This is a genomic window from Klebsiella sp. G-Nf4, assembly GCF_002810615.1.
Classification (GTDB): Bacteria; Pseudomonadota; Gammaproteobacteria; order Enterobacterales; family Enterobacteriaceae; genus Klebsiella; species Klebsiella variicola.
Genome location: NZ_PION01000004.1, coordinates 78,547 through 92,814 on the forward strand (window position 1 = coordinate 78,547; position 14,268 = coordinate 92,814).

A 14,268-nucleotide genomic window follows, 5' to 3' on the forward strand; every position below is an offset into this window, starting at 1 on the left:
TCCCCAATAATTGCACCCATTGCAATTGAATGAGCATGGTTAATCTGCCATCAGGCTAACGGGATGGAATTATCAATGGCGTGACCAAAATCACATGAGGATTATTACCACAGGCTTTCAAACAAACCGCCTGACATTAGCAGTTATTTTTTAATAAATCGATTACATGGTCATTTATGACAAATCCATTACGATTATCAAATAAAATCTAACACTGGTCATTTAACTATACAGATCACAATTTCAGTTTCTTTTCCCCGTATTTTAGTCAGCAGTCAGGCTCTACACCGTCGTTAAAAGGAAGACAGATGAAAGTCAGTCGGGAAACACTTCATCAGCTTATTGCTAATAAGCTGAACGCAGCAGGACTCACTCATAATCACGCGGATATTATTGCCGATGTGTTGGTTTATGCCGATGCCAGAGGCATTCATTCGCACGGCGCGGTTCGTGTTGAATATTATGCTGAACGAATTTCAAAAGGCGGCACCAATCGTCATCCCACCTTTAGCTTTGAAAAAACCGGTCCCTGCAGCGGCATTTTGCATGCCGATAACGCCGCCGGCCAGGTCGCCGCCAAAATGGGCATGGAACATGCCATTGAGATCGCCCGGCAAAGTGGCGTAGCCGTAGTGGGTATCCGGCGCATGGGACACAGCGGGGCCATCTCGTACTTCACGCAGCAGGCGGCTCGCGCCGGGCTGATTGGGCTCTCGCTGTGTCAGTCAGACCCGATGGTCGTCCCTTTTGGCGGGGCGGAGATCTACTACGGCACCAACCCGCTGGCCTTCGCCGCACCCGGCGAGGGCGACGATATCATCACCTTCGATATGGCCACCACCGTGCAAGCGTGGGGAAAGATCCTTGATGCTCGTTCTCGCCATGAAAGCATTCCCGATAGCTGGGCGGTGGATAAAAACGGCGCCCCAACCGTGGATCCCTTTGCCGTCCATGCTCTGCTTCCTGCCGCCGGTCCGAAAGGTTACGGGCTGATGATGATGATTGACGTCCTATCCGGCATTTTGCTCAACCTTCCTTTTGGTCGCCAGGTCAGCTCGATGTACGACAACCTGAGCCAGGGGCGTGAGTTAGGACAATTGCATATCGTGATTAATCCTGACTTTTTCTCCTCCAGCACCTTATTTCGCCAGCACATTAGCGACACCATGCGCGAATTAAGCGCCATTACGCCAGCGCCTGGATTTAGTCAGGTTTATTACCCGGGGCAGAATCTGGATATCAATGAGAAAAACAGCGCTGTCAACGGGATCGAAATCGTTGATGAGATTTATGACTATCTGGTTTCAGACGCTTTATATAACCGCTCTTATGAAACCAATTCCCCTTTTGCTCAATAAAATAAGTAACAGGAGTTATGTATGACTCATTCTTTTCGACAGGCAATTGAAGAGACATTGCCCTGGCTTTCCTCTTTCGGCGCCGCCCCTACCGGCGGACTCACCCGCTTGCTTTATTCGCCGGAGTGGCTGCAGGCGCAGCAGGCGTTTAAACAAAAGATGAGCGACAGCGGGCTGGAAACACGCTTCGATGAAGTCGGTAACCTTTATGGTCGCCTGCCCGGTAGCCGTTTTCCCGACGACGTTATCCTCAGCGGTTCGCATATTGATAGCGTCGTCAACGGCGGCAATCTTGACGGTCAGTTTGGCGCGCTGGCGGCCTGGCTGGCGGTCCGCTGGCTAAAAGAGACCTACGGGGCACCGCTGCGTACCGTGGAGGTGCTGGCGTTAGCGGAAGAAGAAGGCAGCCGCTTCCCTTACGTCTTCTGGGGCAGCAAAAATATCGTCGGCATCGCTAACCCGGCGGACGTGCGTGGGATTAAAGACGCCAAAGGCGTGGCGTTTGTCGATGCTATGAAGCAGTGCGGCTTTAGCCTGCCCGCCGCCCCGCTGGCGCCGCGCCGGGATATTAAAGCCTTCGTTGAACTGCATATCGAACAGGGCCGCGTGCTGGAAACCAACAAGCAGTCCATCGGCGTGGTCAACGCCATCGTCGGTCAGCGCCGCTACACCATTACCCTCAACGGCGAGTCTAACCATGCCGGCACCACCCCAATGGGCTACCGCCGCGACACCGTCCATGCTTTCAGCCGCATCTGCTGCGAATCCATCGCCAAAGCGAAAGCCCACGGCGACCCGCTGGTGCTTACTTTCGGTAAAGTCGACCCGCAGCCGAATACGGTCAACGTGGTGCCGGGTAAAACGGTCTTTACCATGGACTGCCGCCACACCGATGCCCTTGCATTAACGGCATTTACTGAAGTGATCGAAGGCGATATGCGGCGGATCTGCGAGGAAATGGATATTGGCATTGAAATCGACCTGTGGATGGATGAAGCCCCGGTTCCCATGGACAAAAGACTGGTCGCCCAACTCACTGCCCTGTGCGAAAAGGAGAAGGTGAATTTCCGCGTGATGCACAGCGGCGCGGGACACGACGCGCAAATTTTCGCCCCCTGCTTCCCGACCTGCATGATCTTTATGCCAAGCATCAAAGGCATCAGCCATAACCCGGCGGAAAGTACGCATATCGAGGATTTAGCGGAAGGGGTAAAAACGCTCGCCTTAATGTTGCATCAACTGGCCTGGACTGAATAAGGAATACAATATGGGTTATTTAAATAATGTGGTTGGCTATCGCAATGATTTACTGGCCAGCCGTTCCATCGTACGCCACGGTAATTATGCCCTGCTGACGCCGGACGGTCTGGTCAAAAATATTATTCCGGGTTTTGCTAACTGTGATGTGACTATTCTGTCGACGCCGAAATTAGGCGCATCCTTCGTTGATTATCTGGTGACGCTGCATGAAAACGGCGGCAATCAAAGCGGGTTTGGCGGCGATGGCATTGAGACCTTCCTGTATGTCATTAAGGGGAAAATCACCGCCGGGGCGCAGGGTAAAACCTTTGCGCTGACCGAAGGCGGCTATCTTTACTGCCCACCGGGTGAACGGATGACTTTCAGTAATAACCATTCAGCCGACAGCCAGCTATTTCTCTATAAGCGCCGCTATATTCCGACAGCGGACCATGCGCCTTATCTGGTCACCGGCAACGTCAGTCAGCTGGAGCGTATTCATTATGAAGGAATGGAAGACGTTATTCTGATCGACTTCCTGCCAAAAGAGCTGGGCTTCGATATGAATATGCATATCCTCTCTTTCGAGCCTGGCGCCAGCCACGGCTATATCGAAACCCATGTGCAGGAGCACGGCGCCTATATTCTTTCCGGCCAGGGCGTGTATAACCTCGACAACAATTGGGTTCCGGTGAAGAAAGGCGACTATATCTTTATGGGCGCTTATTCCCTACAGGCGGGATACGGTGTCGGGCGCGAGGCGTTCAGCTATATCTACTCGAAAGATTGCAACCGCGATGTTGAGATCTGATTGCTAACAATCTGCGCACGTTGGTATTGCCCGGCGGCGCTTCGCTTGCGTGGGCCTACGGGGAAATCTCGCCGCTTTCATCGGCCGGGTAAGGCGTCAGCCGCCACCCGGCGAAATGCGGGCACAATAGCAAAGGCGAATTTGTTACCCATCGCATAAAATTCTTTTTTGTTTAGCTATGTTGGATTTTGCCACGGTGAGAACCGTGGCATTTTTTATTCAGGCGGGAATGTTCTGACCGAGCTTGATAGCACAGGCGATATTGCGCGCGCAGGCATACAGATTTTGCTCACCGCGTTCCAGCACTTCGGCAAGCGGTGCCAGCGCGGGCAGAATGCTAAATACCGCATCAATGCCATGTTGATGCACCGCTTCCACGCCGTCCCCCAGAACGCCAGCGATACCGATCACCGGGATGCTATGCTTTTTCGCGAGCCGCGCCACGCCAATCGGCGCTTTGCCGCCGACGGTTTGCGAATCCATTCGCCCTTCACCGGTAATCACCAGATCCGCGTCGCGCAGCGCCTCCTCCAGTTGCATCGCCTCAATCACGATATCGATGCCCGGCTTCAACGCCGCGTTAAGGAATACGCAAGCTGCCACGCCCATACCGCCCGCCGCGCCGCCGCCGACAATCTTCGTCACCTCCTCACCCGTTGCCGTGAGCAGCACCTGTGCGTAATTTTGCAAACCGCGCTCGAGGGCAGCGACCATCTCAGCGCTGGCTCCTTTTTGCGGTCCAAAGACCGCCGCCGCGCCGCGTTCGCCGAGCAGTGGATTATCAACATCGCAGGCCACATCAATCCGGCATTTGCGCAGGCGCGGGTCGAGGTCACGTAAGTCAATGCTCGCCAGCCGCGCCAGCGCGCCGCCACCGAATCCTACGCTCTCGCCGCGCTCGTCAAGAAAACGTGCCCCCAGGGCCTGGGCCATGCCCATTCCACCATCTACCGTGGCGCTGCCGCCAATACCGAGGATAATATGCCGAACGCCGGCGTCCAGCGCGTGGCGAATCAACTCTCCGGTCCCAAAGCTGGTGGCTCGCAGAGGGTTACGGCTCCCGGCGGGAACCAGCATCAGCCCGCTGGCTGCCGCCATTTCAATAAACGCGGTTTGCCCGTCGCCGCTCAGTCCATAGAAGGCGCCTACCACCTCCCCCAACGGCCCCATGGCCGGCAGCATCACCATTTTGCCGTCGGTCGCCTCAACCATTGCCTCAACCGTCCCCTCGCCGCCGTCGGCGATCGGCAGGCAGATACACTCCGCCTGTGGGAAAATGGAAATGAAGCCCGCCTTAATCGCCTGAGCGCAGCGACTGGCGCTGACGCTTTCTTTGAACGAGTCTGGTGCAATAATAATTTTCATTGTTCATCCTTTTAATGTCATGACTTAATACGATCCCAGGGAATGAGATTCTCCATGGCTACCGCCAGCAGCACCCCGATTAGTAAGCCGTTACCTACAAGGGGTCTGATTGTCAGAGGCAACGTCTGGAGATAAACCGGCGGCAGTCCCATCAAAAAAATCCCGACAAATAACGGCAGAGCCAGCCGATAGATATTTCGCGCGGTAAAGGTAATTTGCTTACTGAAAGATAAACTGGAATATAACAACGGCAGATAAGAGACCAGCATGACCGCACTGCTGATCGGTAAAGGCAGGGTGGTAAAAAAGTGGGTCAACGGCGTAAATAATCCAACCAGCAGACAGCACAAGCAGCCGATAATAAATGGCCGGCGCGAGGTGTCGCCAGTTTGAGTTAATAAAGCTGCCGACGAAACAAAGGGGGAAAATGGCACCACGTTGAGCGGAACCGTTATTAATGTCATCAAACCGGAGATCATAAAGCTGCGTCGATAGCGGGTATTACTGGCTCCCTGTTGGGGGTAAAAAACATCGGTGCTGCGAATGGCGCCATAGGTATTGGTAATATTAACCAGTCCCGCCAGCATGGCGGTTAAAATGATGCCGGGTCGTAGCTGGCCACCGTAACCCAGCGGGAACCACTGCCAGTGAATGGGGCCTGAGGCTACCGTAGCGGGAGGCATGCGAAACAGCAGATACCAGCCTGCCCAGCCCGCCAGAGTGCCGATCAGTAAGGCGTAGCGAGCGATACCATCCGGGAGAAAAATGATCATTCCCAGCACCAGAATCATCACCGACAGCGCCAGGCAAAATGGCGCCAGCTGAATACCCGGATTAACCTGCGTCGAACTAAAGGGCAGCCCAAGCATGCCTTTAAAAAAGATGGTAGTCAGCTGCGCGCCCAGCAGCAGCATGAAAAAGACCATTACCGTTGGGCTGAAGAGCTTCGCCAGGCGATGGCCTATGCCGCTTACGCCAATGATGATGGTGAGCACTGCCGAGAAAAATATGCCGACAGCCAGGCTGGAGGCGATGCTGTCGAACGGCGTCCCCCGTGCGGCTTCGCCCACGGTGACCGTCAGAATGGTGCTCCACCACAGGCCCGTCGGTCCTTCCATAATCGCCCGACGATGTCCCAGTAACGCCTGTGCCAGACAGGCCAACCCGGTGGTGATAAACCCGTACTGGGTAAGCGTAATTAACGCGCTGGCAGGGAGCTGAAAAGCAGACTGTAATGTTGGCGGTACCACAACGGTGTTGCAGAAAATAAAGAAGAACCATTGAAACCCCGCCAGGGTGTTACGTTTATTTAGCGGCAATACCACCATGATGAAATCCTGAAAAAGCGCCTGCCGTTAAACAGGCGCTAAATATGGAATGGGGCGAGGAACGGTCCCTTCTCCCTTTTTGGGAAGAGGGTTAGGGTAAGGGGAAATGTACCCACCAATGCCCTCACCCCGGCCCTCACCCAAAGGGAGAGGGAGAAAATCATCCCCAATTTTTTATTCGCCCGTTACTGCTGATGCTTAAGGATAAATTTCCCCTTCGGTGCGCGCGGGAAGCCCTGTTCGATGTCATAGATCACCTCGCCGCGCAGGATGGTTTTAGCAATCCGAGCGCCAATCTTGCGACCAACGTAAGGGCTGACTTTGTGGCGATATTCGAGGTCTTCTGCCCGTAAGACGTAGCTGCTGTTCGGCTGAATAAACACCAGGTCGGCGTCTTTACCCGGAGCAATGCGGCCCTTATGCTTCAGGCCGAAAATATCGGCGGCGTTGGTCGCCATCAGACGGGCAAACTGCGGCAGAGACATACCGCGTTTCTGCACCGCTTCATCGAACATCACGTCCATACAGTTTTGCAGACCGGCAATCCCGCCCCAGGCCTGCATGATATTGCCAGCCTTCATTTCCGGTGGGCACGGCGAATGGTCGGAGACCAGGCAGTCGATTTCTCCGTTGAACAGCTTTTCCCACATGCCTTTCTGGTTTTCCGCATCGCGGATCGGCGGAGAGCACTTCGCCAGGGTACCGATCTCTGCAAACTGATCGGTATCCAGTACAAAGTAGTGCGGGCAAGATTCACAAGTCACATCTTGCCCTTCCTGACGGGCGCGGGTCACTTCGGCTACCCCTTCCGGGCTGCTGACATGACACACGTGCAAGCGGCAACCGGCGACTTTCGCCAGATACAGAACGCGACGAATGGCTTCCACTTCGGTGAAGACCGGCCGAGAGGCTACGTAATCATACGCCGTCACGCGGCCTTCCCTTTTCGCCTCTTCGCCCAGCTCGTCGCAGATCAGCGCGTTTTCGCAGTGCACCAGCACGGTCTGCTTCATTTCGGCCAGCTTTTGTATGCCTTTAAAGAACTGCCAATCATTGACGTCGCGGAAGTCGTTGTCGATCCCGCGGTCTCCGCAGGTGGCGACGAAGCACTTGAATCCCACCACCCCCACTTCATCCAGCTCATGCAGTCGGTCGAGGTTATAAGAGACCAGGCCGCCAAGCTGCGCGGCATCGATGGTCAGTTTTCCTTTCGCCGCATCGAATTTCAGCTCAATGGTCTGCCGGTCAACGGTTGCCGGTAGCTGATTCAGCGGCATTTCGATCATCGTGGTGATGCCGCCTTTTGCCGCCGCGCGGGTCCCGGTTTCGTAACCTTCCCAGTGGGTACGGCCAGGTTCAGAGATATGCGTATGCGCATCGACCATGCCCGGCGAAACGATCAGGCCCGTAGCATCCATGACCTGCTTCGCCTCGCCCAGGTGTTCACCGATAGCGGCGATTTTGCCGTCGTTCACCGCGATATCGACTACCCGGGATTCGTTTTCCAGAATAACAGTACCGTTTTTAATGATTAAATCAAAAGACATAATAACTCCTTGTATGTGTACAGATGGGTCAGCCGCCATACTTCTGCTGCGACATTGCGTGCCGCAATAACAATGGCTTTGGCTGGTAATGCTTCATCCATGAAATAAACTTTCCTGGTTAAAATGAAATTAACTAACAGTATTTGGCCGTGTCAGATTATTGGGTTGCGCCCGTTTCTTCAGCAAAGCGTACGCAACAAAAGCGACAATAACACCGACAAACCATGACACACGGGATAAGGGTTCCAGCAAAGGAATAAACTTCCCACCGAGCGATAAAATGACTGCCACAATGGTTACCAGGAATGCGGTAACATTAAAACCATTATCAAAATATTTATAATCTCCTGGCGCGGTATAAAGTTCATCAAGATTTATTTGCCCACGCATAACGATGAAATAGTGAGCCATCATCACACCAATAACCGGCCCTAACATCCCGCCAATAATATCGAGAAAGAGATAAATACTGTCTTGATTCTCCATTAATTTCCATGGGCAAATAAGCAAGCTAATAATACTGGCGATGAGCACGCCATTTTTATAGGTCAGTTTGGCTGGGGCAATCGCCGCGATCTGATAACCTGCCGGTATAATATTACCTGTAGCGTTGGTGGAGATCGTGGTCATCAATATCACCAACACCGCAAAGAACGAGGCAAACAGGCTGTCCCATTTCTGCACAATATCCAGCACGTTCCAGGTATCCATACCATAGTGGATACTGGCCCCAGCGATAATACAAACGCCGGCGACCGCAAAAAGAATATAGGCCACCACGAGTCCAAGCGTCTGACCAATAGCCTGCTCGCGAAACGAGCGCGCGTTCTGGGTGAAATCCGAGGCGCTGACTGCCGGAGCAGCCCAGACGGCCACCACCGCATTGATCACCACCAGGAACAAGAAACCGGTATGTTCCGCTTTTGCCACCCCGGTCGGCAGGTAGTCGAGGATCGGGCCGAATCCTACCAGCGAAATGGCCCAGATAGCCATGCCGCCGAAGACGATATAGATGCAGGGGTTGAGGATTGCGGTAAATTTATTCAGCACTTTTCCGCCACCAAAGCCAATCCCGACGTTAATCAACCAGAACACCAGAAAGGCGATCAACCCCGGCAACGACAGCCCCAGCAGCTTAAAATCACCGCCAAGCGTCAGAAACGCAGGCCATAATTTGCCTAATAAGATCAGAAATGCCAGCGATCCGGCGTAGCATTGCAAGCCAAACCACATAATCGCCGCGATACCGCCTCTGAGCAGTCCGGGTAATAATGCACCGCGTACTCCATATGAGGCTCTTAATATCATCGCGAAGGGTACACCATATTTACTTCCGGCAGCACCGTTAAACACCATGACCAAGGCAATAATAAAGGCACTTAATACTATCGCCATCATTATGCTAAAAGTGGAAAGTCCAAGGATAAAAAAACCACCCACCATCACATAATTTGGTACGTTGTGTACAGAACCCATCCACAACGTGAAATAATTGAATGTTTTCCAGTTACGCTGAGTGTCTGATTTCGGCAATAGATCATCACTATAGCCCCTGGTTTTGTATAGGTCTTGAGTTTGTTCCATAATTCCCTCTTAATACGCATCGGTTTACGTTTGTAGGTTTAGCTATGTGGAACAACAATTTTTATTATTTATTTTTATTATACGGTAATGGTCTTTGACGGTATTTTATTCTTGCGCAAGGTGATCAGGGCAAAAAGTATCGTCCCGGTAACAACCAGTCCAGCAGACATCACAAAACTAATTTCTTTCGATCCGGTCAGGTCGGAAATAAAGCCGGTGAGCGTCGGTGCAACTACCGCAGAACTCATACCAAAGAAATTAAATAAGCTGAAGGCGCGGCCTAACGTTTTCGCTGACGCCTGCTCGGAGACGAACGAGATAAGAATCGGATCAACGGCCATTTTGCCCAGCAACCCGTACAGTACCAGGCTAATCATCAGCATGGTGGTATTCGGCGACAGAACGGTAAACATCAACATGGCCGCTGCGACTATCTCCAGCCCGAGAATAACTTTGACTTTACTGTCGCGGAATTTATCCGAGAGATGGCTAAAGAACAGCGCGCCCGGCACCCCGACCACCGCCACCAGCGCGGAAGCAAAACCAATCGCCCCACCGTCAAACCCGCGTTCGGTCTGAAGATAAGAGGGCAGCCAGGTCACAATCAGATAGTAGCCGTAGCAGGTACAGAAATAGAGGAAGTACACGCTGCACAGTAATGGCGAGAACAGCGGCGCCGATTTCTCTTCCGCAACCGGCGCTGACGCCGCTGCGCTCGTTTTATTTTCCGCTGCGGCGGGTTCTTTCAGTTTGCGGCGAATGACCAGGGTAAACACGCAGAGCATCACCAGCAGAATCGCAGCGACGATAAACAACACGTTTTGCCAGGCCATGTGCATGCTTTTGACCAGAATACTTGAACCAATCAGGCCAATCCCCATGCCAATGGCAGAGCCGCTGTTGATGATGGCGTTCGCCAGCGCCCGGCGTTCCTGCGGCACGTTGGCCGAGGAGAGCGAATAGGCGGAACTAAAGAAGGAGGCGCAACCGGCGCCGGCCAGTAGCGAGCCGATATAAATCAGCGTCAGATTTCCGGCATTAGCGATACTCAGAGTACCGATAATAAATAGCGAAAAACCGCACATCAGCATAATTTTCTGGCCCAGTTTATCCACCAGAATGCCGCAGGGGATCTGCATGCCGCAGTAGGCCAGAAAATAGAAGCTGGCAATCGCGCCAATTTCAGCATTACTGACGTTACCTAATGACGCCTGAATCTCCGGATAAATCGGCGTTAACACGGTACGATAGATCCAAATTGCCACCCAGCCCAGACTCATTACCACGACTATTTTCTTCCAATAGTCGACACCTTTGTTATTGATCGTATCCATAAAGTCACCTGTGAGGTTCAAATAAAGCTGCCGGTTTCGGCAGCTTTACGCTTATTACGCTATTTGATGATTTGCCATTAATTCCAGAGCCTGAATCAGAGACGAGTGATCTAATTCGCTCCCTCCATTGGCGGCACAGGTATTAAAAAGTTCCTGACAGGTAGCAGTATTCGGCAGATTAAGCGCCAGGGCTTTAGCGCTCTGCAGAGCCAGATTGAGATCCTTCTGGTGCAGAGAAATTTTAAAGCCTGGATTAAAGGTGCGGTTAAGCATTCTTTCACCGTGCACTTCCAGAATACGTGAGGAAGCGAAACCGCCCATCAAAGCCTGACGAACGCGAGCGGGGTCCGCCCCGGCTTTAGAGGCAAAAACCAACGCTTCGGACACCGCTTCAATATTCAGCGCGACGATAATCTGGTTGGCGACTTTACAGGTCTGCCCGTCGCCGTTCCCGCCGACAAGGGTGATATTTTTCCCCAAAATATCAAACAGCGGCTTCACACGAGCAAACACGTTTTCGTCACCACCGACCATAATGGAGAGCGTGCCTTCACGCGCGCCAATTTCCCCACCAGATACTGGTGCGTCCAGATAATCTGCGCCCAGCTCCCGCACCTGCTGTGCGAAACGTTTCGTTTCTATCGGCGAGATCGAGCTCATATCCACGATGATTTTTCCCTTCAATGCCGCTTTGGCACAACCGTGTTCGCCAAACAGCACCTCAGCAACCTGCGGAGTATCCGGTACCATAATAAAAATAATGTCTGACTGTCCCGCCACCTGCTCTGCGGTGGCCAGATGTTGTGCCCCTTGCTTGAGCAATTCGTCAGCAATGGGTCCAATGGTGGTCACGTGCAGCGCATGGCCTGCTTTGGCTAGACGGAGCGCCATCGGGGTACCCATAATCCCCAAACCAATAAATCCCAGCTTCATAAGTGTCCTCTCACAATGTGTATTTCGATTTATCTGGGCAATAGCTATCCCTTCCTGTTGTCAGGAAATAAAACTCCTGAGTCTGGAATAATAAATACTGCCCAACGATAAATTAAAAATTAGCGGTAACGATTAAACCATGTTAGTCCCGCTTCGGTGGTGGTCAATGGTTTATATTCACAACCTACCCAACCGTCATAGTTTGATTTATCGATGAAATTAAAAAGATACTCATAATTAATCTCACCGGTCCCGGGCTCGCCTCGATTCGGATTATCCGCGATCTGTAAGTGACCAATACGATTGGCGTACGTTTGCATCGTATGGGTTAACTCCCCCTCCATACGCTGCATATGGTAAATATCGTACTGAATTTTCAGATTATCATTACCCACTTCGTCAATCAGCGCCAGCGCCTGATGTGTGGTATTCAGATAAAAGCCAGGCATATCGAAGTAATTGATCGGCTCAATTAGCAGCAGAATACCTTCCTGGGCCAGCGCGGCGGCGGCAAAACGTAAATTGGCCACCAGCGTTGAGCGAATATGTTCTTCGCGATATCCCACCGGAGTTTTGCCGACCAGGCAGTTAATTTTACGATTGCCCAGTACTTTGGCGTAGCGGATTGCGGCGTCGACACCTTCGCGAAACTCCGCTTCGCGGCCTGGAATACAGGCGATGCCGCGTTCCCCTGCCACCCAGTCACCAGCAGGTAAATTGTGTAAAGTATGCTCCAGTTGGTTGTCGCTTAGCTTTTGCTTTAATAGCTCGGGCGCATAGTCGTAGGGAAACATAAATTCAACAGCGCGAAAACCACAGGCCGCCGCTTTCTCAAAGCGCTCCAGAAAATCATATTCCTGAAATAACATGGAAAGGTTGGCAGAAAAGCGCAACATAATGTCACCTCATTTATTCATATTTCATGAAACAAGTTTCGGTTGGTGCGTCTATGGCGCTATCGGCAACGTCTTCGAACTCCATGACGTTATCCAGTTCGCTGCCCATGGAGATATTGGTTACGCGCTCAAGGATCACTTCCACAACGACCGGCACGCGATAGGCTTTCATCCAGGCTTTGGCCTGCTCAAACGCGGGGGCAATATCCTCAGGCTTGAAGACGCGAATCGCTTTACAACCGAGCCCCTCGGCGACCTTCACATGATCGACGCCGTAGCCGTTTACTTCGCTGGAGTTAATATTTTCGAACGCCAGTTGAACGCAGTAGTCCATGTCAAAGGCGCGTTGCGACTGGCGGATCAAGCCGAGATAGGCGTTGTTCACCAGGACATGGATGTACGGAATATTGAACTGGGCGCCTACCGCCAGCTCTTCAATCAGAAACTGGAAGTCAAAGTCGCCGGAAATCGCGACCACGTTGCGCTCAGGATCGGCAGCGCAAACGCCCAGCGCAGCGGGAAGCGTCCAGCCCAGCGGTCCGGCCTGACCGCAGTTGATCCAGTGGCGGTCTTTGAACACGTGCAGCATCTGCGCAGCGGCGATTTGCGACAGGCCGATGGTGGTGACATAGCATACGTCCCGGCCAAACGCTTTGTTCATCTCTTCATAGACGCGTTGCGGTTTGACCGGCACATTATCGAAATGCGTTTTCCGTAACAGCGTACGTTTACGCGCCTGACACTCACTAACCCAGCTCTCGCGACGCGGCAGGCGCCCCTCTTTTTGCATCTGCTGCGCAATGTCTACCAGCTGAATTAACGCCGCTTTGGCATCGGAGACAATGCCTAAATCCGGGCACAGCACACGGCCAATCTGCGTCGGTTCAATGTCGATATGAATGATTTTGCGGCCTGCGGTGTACTTCTCAACCGAGCCGGTATGACGATTCGCAAAGCGGTTGCCAATCCCGAACACCAGATCTGAGGCCAACAGCGTGGCGTTGCCGTAGCGATGCGCGGTTTGTAAGCCGACCATTCCGGCCATCAGTTCGTGGTCGTCCGGTATACAGCCCCAGCCCATCAGGGTCGGGATCACCGGGACATGGGTGATTTCCGCAAATTGTTGCAGCAGCGCGGTGGCATCGGCGTTAATCACCCCGCCACCGGCAACAATCACCGGGCGTTCAGCCTGGACTAACAGCGCCAGCGCCTTTTCAATTTGCGGACGCGTAGCGACCGGTTTATAAGCCGGCAGCGGCGAGTAAAGCTCAGGGTCGAATTCGATTTCTGCCACCTGGACATCATAAGGCAGATCGATGAGCACCGGTCCCGGTCTGCCGGAGCGCATCAGATGGAAAGCCTGCTGCAGCACGCCCGGAACCAGCGCCGGCTCTCGGACGGTCACCGCCATCTTGGTAACTGGTTTAGCAATGGATTCAATATCCACCGCCTGAAAATCCTCTTTATGCAGGCGCGCGCGCGGCGCCTGGCCGGTGATGCACAGAATGGGAATCGAGTCCGCGGAGGCAGAATACAGCGCGGTGATCATATCCGTACCGGCCGGGCCGGAGGTCCCCAGACAAACCCCGATATTACCGGCGGTCGCGCGGGTATAGCCTTCAGCCATATGAGACGCGCCTTCAACATGGCGGGCAAGAATATGGCGGATCCCGCCGTGCTTACGCATCGCAGAATAGAACGGGTTAATTGCCGCGCCAGGCACGCCAAATGCAGTGTTAACCCCTTCTTTTTCCAGAACATACATTGCCGCGTCAACGGCTCTCATTTTTGCCATTTTTACAACCTCATTTTATTGGAAAATTTTTCCAAATTTAAACATAACCAAAAAAGTCCCGCTCAAGAGAGCGGGTTG

The 14,268-nt window shown here is 52.9% G+C and carries 11 protein-coding genes; 3 read left to right on the plus strand and 8 right to left on the minus strand.

What is annotated here, in order from left to right; genetic code table 11:
• The first annotated feature begins 308 nt into the window (after positions 1 to 308).
• Genes allD through allE form a run of 3 tightly spaced genes read left to right on the plus strand, consistent with a single transcriptional unit; the run spans position 309 to position 3,408 of the window.
• Entirely contained in the window at positions 309 to 1,358 is a 1,050-nt protein-coding gene (gene allD / locus CWM57_RS10410; protein WP_100676176.1) for an ureidoglycolate dehydrogenase, read from the plus strand.
• 21 nt (positions 1,359 to 1,379) lie between these two features.
• Entirely contained in the window at positions 1,380 to 2,615 is a 1,236-nt protein-coding gene (allC, locus tag CWM57_RS10415; RefSeq protein WP_100676177.1) for an allantoate deiminase, read from the plus strand.
• A 10-nt stretch (positions 2,616 to 2,625) separates the two neighbouring features.
• Positions 2,626 to 3,408, plus strand: coding sequence for a (S)-ureidoglycine aminohydrolase (gene allE, locus CWM57_RS10420; protein ID WP_100676178.1), 783 nt, complete (start codon positions 2,626 to 2,628; stop codon positions 3,406 to 3,408).
• 219 nt (positions 3,409 to 3,627) lie between these two features.
• Here the strand turns inward: allE and glxK are convergent, their stop codons facing one another.
• The 8 genes from glxK to gcl form a co-directional block, all read right to left on the minus strand.
• Positions 3,628 to 4,773, minus strand: a complete 1,146-nt coding sequence (gene glxK, locus CWM57_RS10425; RefSeq protein WP_100676179.1) for a glycerate 3-kinase — start codon at positions 4,771 to 4,773, stop codon at positions 3,628 to 3,630.
• 17 nt (positions 4,774 to 4,790) lie between these two features.
• Entirely contained in the window at positions 4,791 to 6,101 is a 1,311-nt protein-coding gene (locus tag CWM57_RS10430) for a uracil/xanthine transporter (protein WP_100676180.1), read from the minus strand.
• A gap of 185 nt (positions 6,102 to 6,286) precedes the next feature.
• Positions 6,287 to 7,648, minus strand: a complete 1,362-nt coding sequence (gene allB, locus CWM57_RS10435) for an allantoinase AllB (RefSeq protein ID WP_100676181.1) — start codon at positions 7,646 to 7,648, stop codon at positions 6,287 to 6,289.
• A gap of 129 nt (positions 7,649 to 7,777) precedes the next feature.
• On the minus strand, positions 7,778 to 9,232 hold the full coding sequence (locus CWM57_RS10440; protein WP_100676182.1) for an allantoin transporter: 1,455 nt from the start codon (positions 9,230 to 9,232) through the stop codon (positions 7,778 to 7,780).
• 77 nt (positions 9,233 to 9,309) lie between these two features.
• Entirely contained in the window at positions 9,310 to 10,566 is a 1,257-nt protein-coding gene (locus CWM57_RS10445) for an MFS transporter (protein WP_100676183.1), read from the minus strand.
• A gap of 54 nt (positions 10,567 to 10,620) precedes the next feature.
• Complete coding sequence (gene glxR / locus CWM57_RS10450) at positions 10,621 to 11,499, minus strand: 2-hydroxy-3-oxopropionate reductase (protein ID WP_100676184.1); 879 nt, start codon at positions 11,497 to 11,499, stop codon at positions 10,621 to 10,623.
• A 119-nt stretch (positions 11,500 to 11,618) separates the two neighbouring features.
• Positions 11,619 to 12,395: a hydroxypyruvate isomerase gene (gene hyi / locus CWM57_RS10455; RefSeq protein ID WP_100676185.1), complete on the minus strand. Its 777-nt coding sequence runs from the start codon at positions 12,393 to 12,395 to the stop codon at positions 11,619 to 11,621.
• Between the two features lie 13 nt (positions 12,396 to 12,408).
• Positions 12,409 to 14,190 (minus strand): glyoxylate carboligase, encoded by a 1,782-nt coding sequence (gene gcl / locus CWM57_RS10460; protein WP_100676186.1) that lies wholly within the window; start codon positions 14,188 to 14,190, stop codon positions 12,409 to 12,411.
• Positions 14,191 to 14,268 lie beyond the last annotated feature (78 nt).

What these genes read in the sequence shown, in the direction of transcription:
- gcl (WP_100676186.1), bottom strand. Translation starts at nt 14,190, where the DNA reads ATGGCAAAAATGAGAGCCGTTGACGCGGCAATGTATGTTCTGGAAAAA.
- hyi (WP_100676185.1), bottom strand. Translation starts at nt 12,395, where the DNA reads ATGTTGCGCTTTTCTGCCAACCTTTCCATGTTATTTCAGGAATATGAT.
- CWM57_RS10430 (WP_100676180.1), bottom strand. Translation starts at nt 6,101, where the DNA reads ATGGTGGTATTGCCGCTAAATAAACGTAACACCCTGGCGGGGTTTCAA.
- CWM57_RS10445 (WP_100676183.1), bottom strand. Translation starts at nt 10,566, where the DNA reads ATGGATACGATCAATAACAAAGGTGTCGACTATTGGAAGAAAATAGTC.
- CWM57_RS10440 (WP_100676182.1), bottom strand. Translation starts at nt 9,232, where the DNA reads ATGGAACAAACTCAAGACCTATACAAAACCAGGGGCTATAGTGATGAT.
- allE (WP_100676178.1), top strand. Translation starts at nt 2,626, where the DNA reads ATGGGTTATTTAAATAATGTGGTTGGCTATCGCAATGATTTACTGGCC.
- glxR (WP_100676184.1), bottom strand. Translation starts at nt 11,499, where the DNA reads ATGAAGCTGGGATTTATTGGTTTGGGGATTATGGGTACCCCGATGGCG.
- allC (WP_100676177.1), top strand. Translation starts at nt 1,380, where the DNA reads ATGACTCATTCTTTTCGACAGGCAATTGAAGAGACATTGCCCTGGCTT.
- glxK (WP_100676179.1), bottom strand. Translation starts at nt 4,773, where the DNA reads ATGAAAATTATTATTGCACCAGACTCGTTCAAAGAAAGCGTCAGCGCC.
- allB (WP_100676181.1), bottom strand. Translation starts at nt 7,648, where the DNA reads ATGTCTTTTGATTTAATCATTAAAAACGGTACTGTTATTCTGGAAAAC.
- allD (WP_100676176.1), top strand. Translation starts at nt 309, where the DNA reads ATGAAAGTCAGTCGGGAAACACTTCATCAGCTTATTGCTAATAAGCTG.